This is a genomic window from Psychroserpens damuponensis (genome assembly GCF_000826655.1).
GTDB lineage: Bacteria > Bacteroidota > Bacteroidia > Flavobacteriales > Flavobacteriaceae > Psychroserpens > Psychroserpens damuponensis.
This window is the reverse complement of record NZ_JXJO01000019.1, coordinates 170154-188082: the sequence shown is the minus strand read 5'-3', so window position 1 is coordinate 188082 and position 17929 is coordinate 170154. Positions and strand designations below refer to the sequence as shown.

At 33.8% G+C, this 17929-nt stretch carries 5 protein-coding genes; 4 read left to right on the top strand and 1 reads right to left on the bottom strand.

The features are described 5' to 3' along the window. Positions 1–3349: M14 family zinc carboxypeptidase (locus TD29_RS17995; protein WP_152611511.1), on the bottom strand; the 3349-nt coding region annotated here is incomplete at its 3' end. 403 nt (positions 3350–3752) lie between these two features. Between TD29_RS17995 and TD29_RS17990 the strand changes: the two genes are divergently transcribed. The 4 genes from TD29_RS17990 to TD29_RS12395 all read left to right on the top strand — a co-directional run bounded on the left by TD29_RS17990 (position 3753) and on the right by TD29_RS12395 (position 17713). Next, a complete protein-coding gene (locus TD29_RS17990) occupies positions 3753–9575 on the top strand; it encodes a PKD domain-containing protein (protein ID WP_161792620.1) in 5823 nt (1940 codons plus the stop codon). Between the two features lie 5 nt (positions 9576–9580). Beyond that, positions 9581–10585: a PorP/SprF family type IX secretion system membrane protein gene (locus TD29_RS12405; protein ID WP_040281049.1), complete on the top strand. Its 1005-nt coding sequence runs from the start codon at positions 9581–9583 to the stop codon at positions 10583–10585. Between the two features lie 157 nt (positions 10586–10742). After that, positions 10743–12062: a GEVED domain-containing protein gene (locus tag TD29_RS18250; RefSeq protein ID WP_241485272.1), complete on the top strand. Its 1320-nt coding sequence runs from the start codon at positions 10743–10745 to the stop codon at positions 12060–12062. 836 nt (positions 12063–12898) lie between these two features. Beyond that, complete coding sequence (locus TD29_RS12395; protein WP_040281047.1) at positions 12899–17713, top strand: RecQ family ATP-dependent DNA helicase; 4815 nt, start codon at positions 12899–12901, stop codon at positions 17711–17713. Positions 17714–17929: the final 216 nt, after the last annotated feature.

Below are 17929 nucleotides of genomic sequence, written 5' to 3'. Positions count from 1 at the left end.
TAATAGCAACATCATCTGTTGAGCCTCCATCTACATCTGCAGCAACTATGGTTGCATTACCTGTAGCATCTAATTGCACATTAATGTTTTGACATACAGCCACTGGCGAATCAGATCCTGTCACAGGGTCTGCCTCAATATTTATATTATCAAGTGCCATATCACTACTCCAAGAGCTTCCTGTTACACCTCTAAACCTGATGAGAACAATTTTACCATCATAGGCAGATAAATCAATATCTGTAGCTGTTTTCCATGAGTTTTGGCTGTCATCATTGATGATGGTTTCTGTTGTAAAGTTTAATCCGTCATCATCACTTACTTCTAAAGCGATATAACCTGTTGCTATAGGGTTTTCTGTAGAACTCCCTAAATCTGCGCCATACATGTGGTAATCAAAACTAATTTTAGCATTTTCCCAGTTTGTGAAATCTATACAATCACTAGTTATGATTGCTGTTTTTTGTGGACTTCCTTCAGGAGTAACATTTGTTGAGGCTTCTGTATATACATACCACATGGATCCAGAACCAGTTGATGGTCCTGTATTACTAGATGTTGTTCCTCCACTATCTCGTGTCCAATCAATATCATCATCGGTAGCATTGACACCTTGTTTCCATTCGTTTGTGAATGCTGTATTGTTTTCAAAACCTTGCGTGTATGGAAATGTTGAAATGGTGCCATCTAAGCAAGCATCGAGAGTTGTAAAGACTTCAGATGTTGAATAAGCAGATGTTGATGCTGTACATTTTGTACGTACTTGAACCTCATATGTTGTTAAGTTATTTAAACCGGTTATAGTGTACGTGTTTGTGGTTAGATCTAAAACGTCTGTCCAAGATGTTGTACTAGTTTCTCTGTATCTTAAATCATAGGTTGCTGATGGTACAACATCCCAAGTTATATAAGCTGCAGATGCTGTAATTGAGCTTACAGAAACATTGGTTGGCACGCTATTAACACAAGGAATCTTAATCTCTGTGATTTTAAAATCATCAAAAGTAAACCCTTCAAAATCTACATTATAATATGAATCTTCTCGGTTTGATGAATCTGTAAAAAAGACGAATCTAAAGTATACGTTGCTTTGTTGAGAAAACATGGAGTTATTTGAAGCGTCAATCACAATTTCTTCCATATACCATCTGTCTTGAGTATCACCATCATATAAGGGTTCTCCATCGGGTTGAAAATCATTATCTGCTGAGCCTTTTCCTGAATAGGTATTATTATCATCTGGAGCACCAGGTTTTGTGAATTTCCCACAAAGTGGTGTCCATGAGCTCGCGTCTAGAGAGGCTTCTAATTGTACATAATCAAAACTACGTTCTAAATCCCATTTTGCATAAAACTGAACGAGTGCTGTGGATACACCTGTTAAGTTAACTGGATTTGTTAATTGAATACCGTTAGCTTGATTATCATTATATGGTATGGATGCATTTGATCTAATGGCTGAAGCACCTGCTGAATTTGGGTATGCATCTGTTGTTGTACTCCATGAACCACCTGATCCTATTGCTGTCCAATTTGATAAATTATCTGTGGCATCATCAAAAATGACATTTGTTGGTGCGTATGTTTTTTTAATATTGGCTTCGTATAAAACATTATCTGAGGCATAGTTGTTTGTGAATACAACTTTAAACTCTATCTCATCATCGGCTTGAATTCCGCCATCTAATGTATAAGGAATACTAACAAATCGCTGGTCTAATACTTGAGCAGCTGTAAAGCTTTCGGTTATTGAATTTGTAGCGCCAGGAATTGTAATATTTGCTGAAACTGCTGTTATTGTTACTGTAAAATCTGAAGCTTTTTGTCCGAGGTTTTCTATTCCAAATTCTAGATTTCCTGAAGTTGCTGTGATATCGCTTTGGTTTAAATCGTGCAATTTTCCGTATTTACCACTAAAATAGGCGGCTAAAAAATTCATACGCATGGCACGTTTAGCAATCGGTAAAAAGTTTGAAGGTGCTGGCCAAAACCCACTACCTGTTGGTCCTTGTTCTGAAAGTAATCCGTTTTCTGGTGTCCATGCTAATGTTTCTTTACCAGACCCTGTACCTGTTGGTGTACCATTTGCGCTTGTGCCTGCTGGTCCTCCAAGCATCCAATCATTCATATTACCACTATTAAGTGAACTAATAGAGGTACTTGGTCCGTGAGCATACCTATTATAATAGGTCATATCATGATTGTATTTTGAGTATTCGTCTGGTCTTGGGTTGGCAATGTTTGTTCCTGCATAAGCATGAAGCATTGCATTTTTATAAGAGTGGTGATTTAAAGCCAATTCAAAATCATATTGTACAAAGAAATCACGCATAATTTGTGTTTCATTTTCTGAAAAGGGTCCTGTTCCCATATAGGTGTCACTACATGGATTTGTTGTAGACCCACCATTTCCCCAGTAATATGCTGAGTTCCTGTTAAGGTCAATACCGTCAAGATAAGTGCTACAAGAGTTTGAAGCAGAATCATTTCTGTTTTTACGTTGTAATCCGCCTCCATTAGGTGCTTGGGTTTGATTGTACACAAAACCATCTGGATTAAATACTGGTATAAAATATAAGGCTTGGTTATTCACTAGGTTTCTAATGGCTGGATCTGTATCGTAATTTTCTAAAAGATACCACATGAAATATAATTGATTCATTACGGTAGCCGACTCTCTTGAGTGAATTAACGATTGGTATAGGGTTTCTGGCTCTCCAGCTTCATCTACATCTGGATTATCTGAAATTCTAATATACCAAATAGTACGTCCTTCGTAGGTGGTTTGATTGGTTGGTGAAGCATCGGCTCTTGCAGATATTAGATTTGGATACAGCGAACGCATATCATCTAATTCTTGAAGCACTTGAGCATAAGTTAGGCAGCCTCCAAATGAATTAGGCGCACTGTTTGGGTTTAAATTCCAGTTTACTGGTGTTGCCCAATCTATTTCATTACACTCATCATATTGACCTACATTATTTAAAAGTTCACTTACACTGTATCTAGCATTGTGTTGAGACATTTGCTTTTCTTGCTCTAATTGTAAACGTGCTTTTGGAAGATCTTGTGTTGCTCGTTTACTATAAAACTCTGTAAGATTATCAATTAAAACAGTATAGCCTACACCTTGATTGGATAGGCTTTGGAGTTCGACTTCGCTTAATTCAATTTGCAATTTGTCATCTAAAAACAAAGCACCGCAGGTCATGTCAATACCACTATTATCTAGGATTTCAACAACAGTAGCGTCAATATTATTAATGGTAACGCGCTTGTAAATATCTTGAGCTAAAGATATTTGAGCGACCATAAATAATAACACAAATAAATAAGTAGTTTTTTTCATCAGTTTGGGTTTCTGAATTATATCAATTAATAATGGCGCAATATATTAATTTATTTAAACAAACATCCATAAAGCGCATAAAAAACCGATGAAATGCAAAATTTAACATTTGTTTCAAAATTTGAATGAATAAACTTGCAAATTATTGCGTGTACATTATGGAGATAGTATATCCCTTCTAATGGGTATTGCATTAATAATCTAATTCTAGTTAATTTATAGAATGATAAGTTTTAAAGTATATAAATGCGGTGAATCAAGTTTTTAAAATCATCACATAAAATTAGCATTAATTGATGCACATATTACAGTAATTAAATTATATTTAAAGCCGCAAAGAATTAATTACCATTGATTTATGATAAAAAAGTACCCTCTAGTATTATTCATAACTTTTTTTTTATTGAGTATAACATATGCACATGTTGTTAAAAAAAAGCTTATTGAATTTACCAAAAATGTTGTATTAATTGATAGCGCTCGGTTGGCAGTTTCTGATGCTACAATTTCAATATCAGCAACGCAAATATGTCAATATGATACACCAGCTCCTACAGTGACCTTCACAGGTTCTGGAGGAACAGTACCTTATATATTTACCTATAATATCAATAATGGAGTAGATCAAACTGTTATGACCACAGGTAATAACAATTCGGTAACGGTTACGGTAAATACAAATGCTAGTGGAACATACACTTACAATCTCATTTCCGTAGAAGATAATACAGCTACTGTTGATATAATTAATGAGAGCGTACAAATTCAAATTTTACCATCACCAGATACGTCAATAGGAGGAACTGGAGCTGGAACCACATTTGAAGGTATACCTGTATTTAGAGATTGTACAAATCAAACAACAACTTTTACATTTACAAACACTTCAAGTACAGGTTCCTTAAATACGAATTATAATATAAGTTGGGGAGATGGCTCTCCAGATTTTAATGAAACTACTTGGTCAAGTACTACACATACATATGATGTTGGAATTTATAATCTTGTATACACTATTGAAGCGAGTAATGGGTGCGATAGAACTACAAATTATACTGTTTTTGTAGGCTCTAATCCAGCTGTATCTCTAGGTAACCCAGGAAATACAGATATATGTAATTCTAGTCCGTTGACATTTCCAATCACAGGAACAGATAATAATCCACCGGGAACTACATATACAGTGACATTTAATGATGGCTCTGCACCTCAAACATTTTCTCATCCACCACCTACAAGTATCACGCATACATTTTCAACATCTTCATGTGATACAACGAGTTCAGATGGTACAAATTCTTATCAAAATTCATTTTCGGCAATTATTGTAGCTTCAAACCCTTGTAGTGCTTCTTCTGTTGGTGTTGTTCCCATTTATGTGTCTATTGCTCCAGAAGCAGATTTTGATGCACCCGAAACAGCATGTATTAACACACAAATTTGTTTAACCAACACGTCTATTGGCGAAGAAAATAACGGATTAGGCAGTTCTTGTGATACGAGCCCAAACATTATATGGGACATTTCTCCTGCAACAGGTTACACAATTACTTCTGGAAGTTTGGGGAATGACTTTGGATTAAGTGATCCTAATTTATGGAGTACAGGAACAGATAATTTATGTGTTAATTTTACACAATTGGGAACATACACTGTAACGTTAAACACAGGTAATAGGTGTGGTGCAGATACGATTGTCAAAACCATTTGTGTTGAAGATGATTTGGTGCCTGTTTTTTCTCTAAATACTTCGGAAGGTTGTGGTCCTTTAAACCTAACAACATCTAATACTACAGATGAATCAACCTCTTGTGAAACGCCAGAATATCTATGGGAAGTTAATTATTCAGCTACAAATTGTGGAACAACACCAGAACAGTGGAGTTTTACAAATGGGAGTGATGAAAATTCAGTAAGTCCATCTTTCAGTTTTGATACAGCCGGAACTTATGAACTAGTATTAACTGCTACAAATTCTTGTGGAGATTTTACAACGTCTCAAACTATTGAAGTTAAGCAGCCTCCAGAAATTTCCATAAATGATGTTAGTGATGGTTGCGGACCAGGAGATATTAATCCAACAGCAATTGTAGATACGTGTGCTCCCTCTTCGGAAACGATAATTTATAACTGGTCTTTTCCAGGAGGAACTCCAGCTAGTGCTAACACGCTAGATCCAGGAACCATTAATTATGCAATAGCAGGAAATTATACAATAACATTAAGTGTTACAAATGATTGCGGAACAGATACAGTCACAGATACTTTTTCTATAAATGAAGCTCCAACGATTACCAATACAGATGTGAATCAAACTATTTGTTCTGGAGCGACAACTACAGCTATTAATTTAACATCAGATAATACAACTACAACTTATACGTGGACGAGCAATGATCCTGTAGGATTAACAGGTTACTTTTCATTTGGTACAAATAATGAAATACCAGCCCAAATCTTAATAAATACGACAACTAATCCAATTGATTTAATATATACAGTAGTTCCAGATATTGATGGTTGTGAAGGTGATCCTGTAGTGTTTATAATCACAGTAGAACCAGCACCATTAGTGACTTTTCAACCCATATCTGATGCAATTTGCCTCAACGGAACCACTCCAAATTTGTCCGTTTCTTATCAAGGTGCTGGAACACCAAATTACCAATGGTATCAAAATACAATTGACAATACCACCACTGGAACTGCGATTGCAGGAGCCACTTCGTCAACATATGCTCCTCCAACAGATACTGTAGGAGATGTTTATTATTATGTAGTCATTACGTTTTCTACAGGTGGTTGTAATGAAATTAGTTCAGATACTGCGTTAATAGAAATTAAAGAGGAGTCTCAAATCGATACACAGCCTATAGCAACACAATCTATTTGTATTGATGGTACGTCAAATGAACTGTCTATTACAGTTTCTGGAGGTGCAGGAAACCCTATGTATCAATGGTTTTCTAATACAACAAACTCTACCACAGGCGGAACATTAATTTCAGGAGCAACCAACAGTACCTATTCACCTCCAGTATTTACAGCTACAGGTAATTACTATTTTTATGTTGAGATTGATTATGGTGCAAATGGCTGCTCTAGCTTATTGAGTTCTATTTCCGAAGTTATTGTTGTGGATGATCCAATTGTGGACCTGCAACCTATTGCATATCAAAGTTTGTGTCAAAGTACAATTCCAACAGATTTAGAAGTGGTTAATTCAGGAGGATTAGGAATTATATCTTATCAATGGTACTCTAATACAATTAATAGTAATGTAGGAGGAACGGCAATAGCAGGAGAAACGTCGAGTACGTTTTCGCCTCCAACAGCAACGGTTGGTACATTTTATTATTACTGTGTGATTACACAAGATGTTTCGGGTTGTGAAGTGGTAAGTCTTGTTTGTGAAGTTGAAGTTACGGCTGCAGCACAATTTACAAATCAGCCATTATCTGATGAATTATGCTTAGGAGAATCTTCCGCAGATTTAGTTGTCGCTTATACTAATGGCGCAGGTTCACCAACATATCAATGGTATGAGAATACAGTAAATGATGTTACATCTGGAACTGCAATTGCAGGTGAAACTACAGCAAGCTATAGTCCAGATGTTTCAGTAGTTGGTACAACGTTTTACTACTGTATAATTACCTTAAATGCTGGAGGCTGTTCTGAAATTGTGTCAGATGTTGCTGAAATCATCGTTAATGAAACACCATATATTAGTGATGGTGCAGAATTAATTTGTAGCGGAAATGTATTTGAGCATATTCCAGATGAAACCAATGGAGATAGTGTGCCAATAAATACAACGTATACTTGGTCTACACCAATTATAAATCCTGCAGGAAGTGTTACTGGTGCTTCGGAAGAATTAGTTGCTCAAACAAGCATTTCGCAATTATTGACTAATACAACCACCAATCCTGGGACTGTAACATATACTGTAACACCTACATCTGGAAATTGCGTTGGTGCTAATTTTGAAGTGGTTGTGACTGTAAATCCGTCTATTTCGATAACATCACAACTTACCAATAATAGTTGTTTTGAGTCTAACGATGCGTCCATAGAAATTACGATTGTTGGAGGCGTGCCGTTTTCCGGAGGAAATCCTTATAATATTTTATGGACTGGTCCAAATGCTTATACAAGTACAGATGAAGATCTTTTTAATCTAAGTGAAGGTACATATACTCTTAATATTATTGATGATGGTGGTTGTCCTTTTTCTGAAACGTTTACGATAACAGAACCTGATATTTTAGAATTTAGTGCAGTAACTTTTGATCCTGAAACCATTTCGTGTTTTGGAGCAGATGATGGCGAGATTAGTATTGATATTGCAGGTGGTACATTACCCTATACTTATAATTGGACTCTAGATGGATTGCCATTTTCTGGTAATGAAGATTTAGATAGTTTAGAGCCAGGAGTGTATGTGGTTTCTGTAACTGATGATCATAATTGCGGACCGATATCACAAACGTTTAGCATTGTAGAACCAGATATTCTAGACGTTACTTTAGATACTAAAACCAATGTATTATGTTTTGGAGATAACACAGGAGCCATTAGTATTAATGCTACAGGTGGTCGATTAGATTATGTGTTTTCTTGGACAGGACCTAATGGATTTACAAGTGATAACCAAAATATTGAAAATTTAGTTGCAGGAATTTATAGTGTCACAGTTACAGATGCTTCTAATTGTACAGATACGCTGGAAGTTGAAATTGTACAAAATACTGAAATTGCTATTAATGTGACCACAACAGAAATAGAATGCTATGGAAATAATGATGGCTCTATTACCATTAACTCAATTTCTGGAGGAGTTGGTCCTTATCAAGTGGCATGGAGTAATTTAGGAACAGGAAATAATCAAACCAATCTTACAGGAGGAACCTACATAATTACTATTACAGATGCTGAAAATTGCATTAAAGATTTTCCAGTAATAATTGATGAGCCAGCTGTATTTTTAATAGATCCAGTGGTGACGCAACTATCATGTTCAGGTGAAAATGATGCAAGTATTATGCTTAATTTTGTTGGCGGCATTGCACCAGTAGATTTAGTTTGGAATGATGACCCAACCGCAGGAACCGAGCGCAATAATCTTGCTCCAGGAACTTATACTGTGACTATTACAGATGCAGCACCTTGTACCATAGAAGAGAGTTTTACCATTTTTGATATTGCACCTTTAGTTGTATCTGCGAATGTTACAAATGCACTTGATTGCGATGATACTAACAGTGGAGCCATTAATTTATTAATTCAAGGAGGAACACCTCCTTTTAATGTTGTGTGGTCTAATGGAGAAATCACTGAAGACTTAAATAATAGTCCGCCAAATTCTTATACAGCTCAAGTTACAGATGCTAACGGTTGTGAAACCTCAGGAAGTTGGACGATAGAGCGTTTTGAACCACTTGCAGTTATCGTAGATGTGCAGTCTGAGGTTGATTGTGATGAGCAAAGCATTAATCAACTCTTTATTGCTCAGGCCTCAGGAGGCGTGCCACCATTTGCTTATAACTGGTCTAGCGGAACGGTAAGTGGAGTTAATAATGAGCAGATGACTACTAGTGAAAATGGATTGGTCATATTAGATGTTGTTGATAGTTTAGGTTGTAGTGTTACCTATAGTTTAAACGTAGATATTCCTGTATTTGGGCAGCCAGATTTTGAGGTGTCTTCTGTTGGTTTTACTAATTTTGGAATTTACTCCATTCATGATCCAATAGAATTTACAAATACGTCAACAGGCAATTTTGAAAGTATCCTTTGGAATTTTGGAGATGGCACATTTTCCGCAGAAGAAAACCCAATTCATACTTACACAGCAGTTGGTAATTATGTTGTAACACAAACCGTCACTTATCCTTTTGGTTGTGTGTATGAGCAGGTTGTAACACTTATTGTAGAAGAAGGATATAAATTGATGTTTCCAAATGCTTTTACACCAAATGAAGATAGTTTAAATGATTTTTTCGTGCCCAAATATATGGGATTAAATACTTTAGAATTTAGAGTATACGATACATGGGGAAGTTTGGTGTTTTATGAAGAAGATCTCGAAAGTCTGATAGGATGGAATGGCACCATAAACGATGAACTAGCCGAAAATGGAAACTATTATTACACGTTTACAGCAAAAACCTTTTATGGTGATGCGATAGAAAAAGACGGTGTTTTTGTAACTATTAAATAACTCACATGAACTTAAAACACACTATCATATTTGCTTTGGTTTTTATGAGTTGTACTGTAAACGCTCAAGATCCAATTTTTACACAATCTAATAATATGCCAATCACTTTAAATCCTGGATTTACAGGTTTTGAAGATAACGGTAGGGTTTATGCAGGCATGTTGAGCAGAATGCAATGGCCAGGATTAGACTTAAATATCAATACCCAATACGCATTTGTAAATCAATCTTTTGAGGGTAACCGTTTGGCATTTGGTGTAGGGATCAATGCACATTGGCAACGAGAATCGTTTAATAATTATAATTTTTTTCAGTTTAATGTTAATTATGCACAGCGTTTTAGAATTGCAGATCAATGGTATTTTAGACCAGGAATAGAAGTTGGCGTGGGGAATAAAAATAACCGATTTAGAAACCTCACGTTAGGAGATCAATTAAACATCAACACAGGAGTTATAAATCCGGTATCTGTAGATCCTTTAGGAAATAATACACGCAATTTCTTTTTCATGGATTTTTCTACAGGAGTAGTGTTTGAGCGTATAGAAAATAATAACGATATTTCTTATTGGTTTGGAGCTTCGGCAAAGCATATCAATAGGCCAGATGTATCGTTTGTAGAAGGTGAGAATTCTAAACTAGATATGCTAATTTCACTTCATGCTACGTATCGTTTTCCGTTTTTAAATGATGATTCTAAAGTATTAATCACTACCAATTATTTACGTCAAGGGCAATTTGATCGTTTAGATCTAGGGCCATTATTTCAATTAGATCAATTTTTGGTTGGTGTTACTGCAGCAACAAATCCGGCAAAAAACTCAAAAAATAGACATCTCGTCACCTCTGTAAATGGGTTTTTAGGGATGGAGTATTCTAGTTTTAGATTTGGTGTTTCTTACGATCATAATGTTTCCAAAATCGGCAACACAGGAGGTGTTTATGAGTTCTCGTTAACCTTCCTTTCAGAGTGTAAATATTGTAAGCGAAATCGGCAACGTAAGCGCTAAAAGCTCTTTTGTAAATATTATTTCTTCGGAAATGTGCTGTAGAATTCCAATTTGGCCAATTTTCATTATCTAATGCAATAGTGTTAAAAAGGCACATTTCCGTAGGGATCCCATTTAATTTCATAACTTTAGATTTCAACCAAAACTCTAAACATTTATGAAAAAAATTACTCTCGCAATTGCTCTATTATCTTTTGGTATGCAAGCTCAAAATTTTCCTAGTCCGTATTGTGATATCACAGATTCTAGCAACGTTACAGTTGAAGAAATTACAACTGTTAATTTTGCAGGATCGAGTATTACTAATACAGATGTAACTTCGGTATTGGTAAATGAAACAACAACCATAGCTAATTTAAGAGTAGATGACATATACACGATTGTAGTACAAGGGAATACCGAAGGTCCTTTTGATAACGATATTGTGGCATTTATAGATTGGAATCAAAATGATATTTTAGATGATGCTGGCGAAATTTATAATGTAGGTACAATTTCTAATTCTACTGGAGATGATAGTGTTTCAGTTGCTTTAGATATTGCAGTTCCTGCCAATGCAGTTATTGGAACCACCAGAATTAGAATTACAAAAACGTACCAGGACCCAGATTCTCCTGCAGAGATTAACCCTTGTGGTATACAGTTTAATCCCTTTGGTCAAGGTGTTTTTTCTGGTTTTGGGCAGGCTTTAGATTTTACATTAGAGGTAGAAGAAGCTCTTGAGTTTCCAGAGCCATATTGCAACATCACAGATGCAGGAAATGTAACTGTAGAAGAAATTACAGAAGTTAGTTTTGCAGGAACAACAATTTCAAATACGGATACTAGCTCTGTGTTAGTTGATGAAACTGAAACACATGTTAATGTTACACCAGGAGAAACCTATACCATTGCAGTAAAGGGAAATACGGTAGGTCCTTTTGATACGGATATTGTTGCTTTTATAGATTGGAATCAAAATGATATATTAGATGATACTGGCGAAATTTACTCCGTAGGCACTATTACTAATTCTACAGGAAATGATAATGTTTTTGTGAGTTTAGATATTATGGTACCAGCAAATGCTGTTATTGGAGATACACGTATTAGAATAACAAAAACATATCAGGATTCAGACTCTCCTGCAGAGATTAACCCATGTGGTATACAATTTAATCCCTTTGGTCAAGGGGTTTTTTCTGGTTTTGGTCAAGCCTTGGATTTTACACTATCCATTGAAGCGCTTAGTGTTAATGAATTTGATTTAAACGCTTTGACTGTTTATCCAATTCCTACTAAAAATGTGTTACATGTAGATTATAATTCTAACTTGAGTAATGTTACAATTACTAATGTTTTAGGTCAAAAAGTATATGCAGAGAAAACGTTATCAACTCATTTACGTTTAGATGTTTCATCACTTGCAGCAGGACCTTATATTGTTTCTTTAACTTCAGAAACAGGTCAACACAGTTTTAGAATTATAAAACAGTAAACCTTTATTGAATTCATATAATATTTGAACGTATTGAGTTCTAACTACTATAATATTCCATATTTCGATATGGAATATTTTTTTGCAATATTTTTACTGAATTATCTTCGGAAATAGGTGTTTGTATTGTTTGTTGATAGACCGTTTTTGTGAAGAGTTTTATGCAACTTTCTTAGAGTTGAATTACTTTAAAGTAAAGCCCCAAAACACTTTTTTTATTTTACATATGTTAATGCTTTAATGCATGTTTTTACATAAAAACAATAAAAAACCTAAAACGTTAGTTTTAGGTTTTTTTTAATGTGATGAGAACGAGATTTCAACTCGTAACCTCTGAGTTATGAATTTTAAAAAGCCAATTTTAAGATTTTTAACTACCTGAAAATCAGTTTATTATTTTTCGCTGTGTTCTTAATCGTGTTCCAAATCGTGTTCAGTTTCGTGTTCACTTTTTGTTAGTATTATTATGAATCAAATTACGTTAAATTTTTTGAGTCTACCATGTTTATTTTTAATTATTTGAGTATTCAATAAAATTTTAATTACTGTAATTTTACTTGTGGTCATACAGCGTAAGTCATACTTTAATATAGTTATTATAAAACTCGAATACTAAACTATAGAAAATATTTCAACTTTCCTTTTGTAGCGTATGAGCTTTTTCTATCTTTAAGCTCTCCCTCATAAATTATTAGCATATATTTTCATTACTGAATTGTGATTCCGCAGTTTGTGATAATTATTTTAAATTGATAAGAATTTTTAACATGCTTTATCAAAGTCGCTAATTTTAACTCCATGAATAGAGTGGTTGCTTTTTATAATCACTCGAAATTATGATCAATAAAATTCTATATATAGACATTGAAACCACCAAACAGGGTAAAATAAAAGATGTTGGTGCTCTTTTCCATGGACAAGAATTACATGAAAGTAAACTTTCAAAGCTTGAAGACTGGATTAATCAAGCAGAATATATCTGTGGACATAATATAGTTGCTCACGATATTCCTTTATTGGAAAATGTATTAGGGAATGAAATTTTCAAGTATAAAAAAATAATTGACACACTACTTTGGTCGCCATTATTATTTACTGATAATCCTTATCACAAACTTGTAAAAGGTTATAAAATAGTAAATGATAGTGATTATAATAATCCATTGTCCGATTGTAAATTAACTAAACAATTGTTGATTGACGAATTGAATCGATTTCATGAGCTAGAGAAAAACATACAACAAATCTACGCAAGTCTTTTATCTGGTTTTAAAGCCTATTCTGGTTTTTTAGATGTTATGAATTTTCAAAGCACTAATATTAATCCAGTTATTGAAATAGCTAATTTATTTCAAAATAAAATTTGTGATAGCGCTGATATTTTTCAATTTGTAAGTGATTATCCTATTGAATTAGCGTACGCATTTGCCTTAATTAATACTAAAGAAGATAAATCTGTTTTATCCTATTGGGTGAGTAAAACAAAACCTAAAGCCCAGAATATTTTAAATGACATTAGATTTAAGTTTTGTGGTCGTGAAAGTTGCAAATACTGTAATTCTAATTTAAATCCTAAAAAAGCATTACATCGCTACTTTGGCTATGAGGATTTTAGAAGTTTTGATCCAGATGAAGAAGTGAGCATACAAGAAAGGACGGTAAGAGCAGGGTTAACTTCAAGTTCTTTCGTTGCTGTATTTCCTACAGGAGGAGGGAAGTCATTGACTTTTCAATTGCCAGCTTTAATGAAAGGTTCTTTGTCTCGTCAATTAACCGTAGTCATTTCACCATTAGTGTCTTTGATGAAAGATCAAGTAGAGAATTTAGAGAAACGATTTGATATTACTAAGGCAGTCGCAATTAATGGATTATTATCACCTTTAGAAAGACAAGATGCTCTAAATAGAGTTGAAGATGGAGATGTACAACTTTTATATCTTTCTCCCGAATCTTTACGTTCACCCACAATTTTGAGAATCTTAAAACAGCGCTCCATAGCTCGATTCGTTATAGATGAAGCGCACTGTTTCTCATCTTGGGGACAAGATTTTAGAGTAGACTACTTGTACATAACAGATTTTATCTTAGGACTGGAAGAGGATAAATTATATGGAAAAATACCTGTGTCTTGTTTTACAGCTACTGCAAAGCCACAGGTTATAGAGGATATTAAAAAATATTTTAAAGCAAAGCTTAATCTAGACTTAAACGAATTTGTTACGAGAGCTGGAAGAACCAATTTGAGGTATGAAGTCATAGATGTTCAAGACCCTAAACATAAAATGAACTCCTTACTAACGTTGATAGATGATTGTGAAAAACCTGCAATTATTTATGCTTCAAGAACCAAAAGAGTAGAAGAGATACATGGTTTATTAGAAGAGGCAGGATTCAATTCTACTTATTTTCATGGAAAGCTGGATAAGGATGTAAAGAAAGATCACATGGATTGGTTTATGGAGAATGATAAAGATATCATCGTAGCAACATCTGCATTTGGTATGGGAGTGGATAAAGACGATGTAAAATCTGTAATTCATTATAATATATCCGATTCTTTAGAAAATTATGTTCAAGAAGCTGGACGTGCTGGTAGAGATGAAAAAATTCAAGCAAAGTGTTACATTCTATTTAATGAACAGGATTTAAATAAGCATTTCAGTTTATTACAGCAAACAAAAATCAATCAGAAGGAGATTCAGCAAATATGGCAAGCGCTTAAGAATTTATCAAAATATAGAACCACAAAAAAAATAAGTAATTCTGCCTTAGAAATTGCTCAAAGAGCAGGTTGGGATACTGAAATACAAGAATTAGAAACAAGAGTTAGGACTTCAGTTGCAGCGCTAGAAGATCAAGGGTTTTTAAAACGAAAGCAGAATTCTTCTGTAGTTTTTGCTGATAGCTTATTGGTTCCTAATTTAGGTAAAGCTCTAGAAAAAATCCACAAAAGTAAAACTATAACTGAAAAGCAAATAGAACATTGTTCAAAAGTTCTTCAAAGAATAGTTAAAGATGATGAATGTAGAATTGATTATTTAGCGGACAGAACAGGGTTAAACCTATACGAAATTCGAAATGTCATTGATATCTTACGAGATCTTAAAATATTGGGAGATGCTAAGGATTTAACAGCATTTATAAATCTAACTCAATCTGAAAAAGGTTCGAAAAAAACATTAGAGCGTTTTCGGAAAATTGAAAAGGCAATGCATGAGGTTTTAAAAAATGACATTAAAATTTCTATGCGACAGCTAAATCAAACTATTAATGATTTGGAGGTAAAATCTGAAATACATGAACTTAGGAATATTCTCAACTATTGGGAAATAAGAGGTTTTGTTTCTAAAAAACGTGTGGATAGAGAAAATGACTTATACCAGATTAAAATAAGGGGTTACCAGTCACTAAACGATGATATTAGTTGGAGGCATGATTTAACATTAGATGTTTATGAGTTACTCGAGAAGTTTTATTTAAAGCAAGAAAAAAAACGAATAACTGAAAACAAAAAAGATTTGCCTGTAAGTTTTTCGATGTTAGATCTTAAAAATTCAAATCAATTATTCGGACAAATAAAAGAAGAAGATATTAAGCGATATGAGAAAACTTTATTGTTTTTAAATCAGATAAAATCAATAAAGTTGGAAGGTGGATTTATGGTGTCTTATAACAAGTTAAATATTGAAGAGATTGATAATTCTCTCCCAAGGTTCACGTTAGAGAACTTCGATAAAATGGGGCAACACTATAACCACAAAACGCAACAAATACATATTGTAGGAGAATATGCTAAACGCAGGCTGCAAAATTACGAATCGGCCTTAACCTATGTTAATGATTATTTCAGTCAGCCTTATGAAGAATTTATAGCCAAATATTTTCCTAGACGTAAAATGGAAATAAGCAGACCATTAACACCAGAACGATTTAGAGAAATAGCAGGAGAATTAGATGTTGATCAGCGCAAAATTGTTGATGATAATAAATCTGATAATATTTTAGTTTTAGCAGGACCAGGAAGTGGTAAAACAAAAGTGCTGGTTCATAAAATAGCTAGCTTATTGCTTTTAGAGGATATTAAACCAGAGCAATTTTTAATGCTTACGTTTTCTAAAGCCGCATCATTAGAATTTAGAGCGAGAGCGAGAAAATTAGTGCCAGAATATTCTGGACTTATAAAGATTACCACGTTTCACGGATTCTGCTTTCAGCTATTAGGGCAATTAGGAGATTTAAAAAAATCAGAAAATGTTATTCAAGATTGTATAACAGCTATTCATAATAAAGAGATTGATATTTCGTCTATTATTAACAAAAGTGTATTGCTTCTAGATGAATTTCAAGATGTAAATGATGTAGAGTGGCAACTTGTGCAAACTATAATTAGTAAAGCAAAAAACATTAGAGTGATTGCTGTAGGCGATGACGATCAAAATATTTATGGATTTAGAGGGTCGTCTAATAAAAACATGATGGAGTTTAAAAGGAAGTATAATGCCACACTATACGCTTTAATTAAAAACTACAGAAGTAATTCTCATATTGTGACCTTTAATAATACGTTACTTCAAAAAATACCGAACCGATTAAAAACTCTTGAATTAGAGCCTATTGAAAAAAGTTCAACATCTAATATAAAACTTATTCGGTATCACGCCTCTTATCTCGAAAAATCATTAGCAGAGCATGTTGTTCAAGATAATTATGCAGGAACAAGAGCGATACTCGTTAGAACGAATAAGCAAGCCCTAATGTTAAATACATTTTTAAGAGAACTAGGTCAGAGAACACGACTTATTACTGGATTGGAAGGATTTAGTTTAGATCATCTATATGAGTTAAGAACATTTACAAATAACCTTAAACTTAATATAAATGATGCAGGTTTAATATTTAATAATCAGTGGGAATCAGCCAAAGATCATTTTATAAATGAGCATAATTCAAGTATACATTTTGAAATTTGCTTGAAAATTATTGAAAAATTTGAATTAAATTTTAAAAGTCAAAAACAGATTATAGATTGGTATGAGTACATTCGAGAAATTAGAATGGAAGATGCTATTGATCCAGATTCTAATGCTATCATAATAGCTACCATGCATAAGTCTAAAGGAAAAGAATTTGATCATGTGTATTTGCTATTAGAGGATTATGATTTCAGCAATGCGGAATCAAAGCGAGTAGTATATGTAGGCTGTTCTAGAGCGAAATTTAGTTTACAAATTCATTGTAATTCAAACTTTTTTGATGACTTTAATACTCAAGAACTGAGTATTATTAAATTTGAGGGCACAACTGAACTGCCAAAACATTTCGAATTAATATTAGGACATAAAGACATTTATTTAAAGTCTCAAAAGTATCATAAAACAGTAAATGTAATTAGGACTCTTAAATCTGGCGAGGAACTAATAAAAAACATTGTTCAGTTTGCTGATAACGAGGCTTTAGGATTAGCAAATAATGAGTGTAGAAATGTATTGTTGTTTTCAAAAGCCTTTATGTCAAAAAAGTATGACAATTTCATAAAAGGTGGTTATCAATTATCATGCGGAAATGTGGCTTATTTGGTGTATTGGTATGATAGAGATGAGGATAAAGAATATAAGGTGGTTTTGCCTAAGTTGAGGTTTGAAAGAGGATAATTCTGTTAAACCTCTATTACAATATTTGTGTGCTTCTATAATTATTCTACTTAAAGCTTAGAGTCTTAATTAGTGTTTTCCCTGCTAATTTAACTTGAATATACCATATTTGAATCATTTTATATCAATCATATATTAGAACTACGTCTCAATAAGTATTGAGTTTATTTAAGCCGATTTTTAGTCTCTAACTACCTGAAAAAAGTGTTTTTGTTT

Coding starts and splice junctions, on each gene's coding strand:
- TD29_RS12405 (WP_040281049.1), top strand. CDS start 9,581: ATGAACTTAAAACACACTATCATATTTGCTTTGGTTTTTATGAGTTGT.
- TD29_RS18250 (WP_241485272.1), top strand. CDS start 10,743: ATGAAAAAAATTACTCTCGCAATTGCTCTATTATCTTTTGGTATGCAA.
- TD29_RS12395 (WP_040281047.1), top strand. CDS start 12,899: ATGATCAATAAAATTCTATATATAGACATTGAAACCACCAAACAGGGT.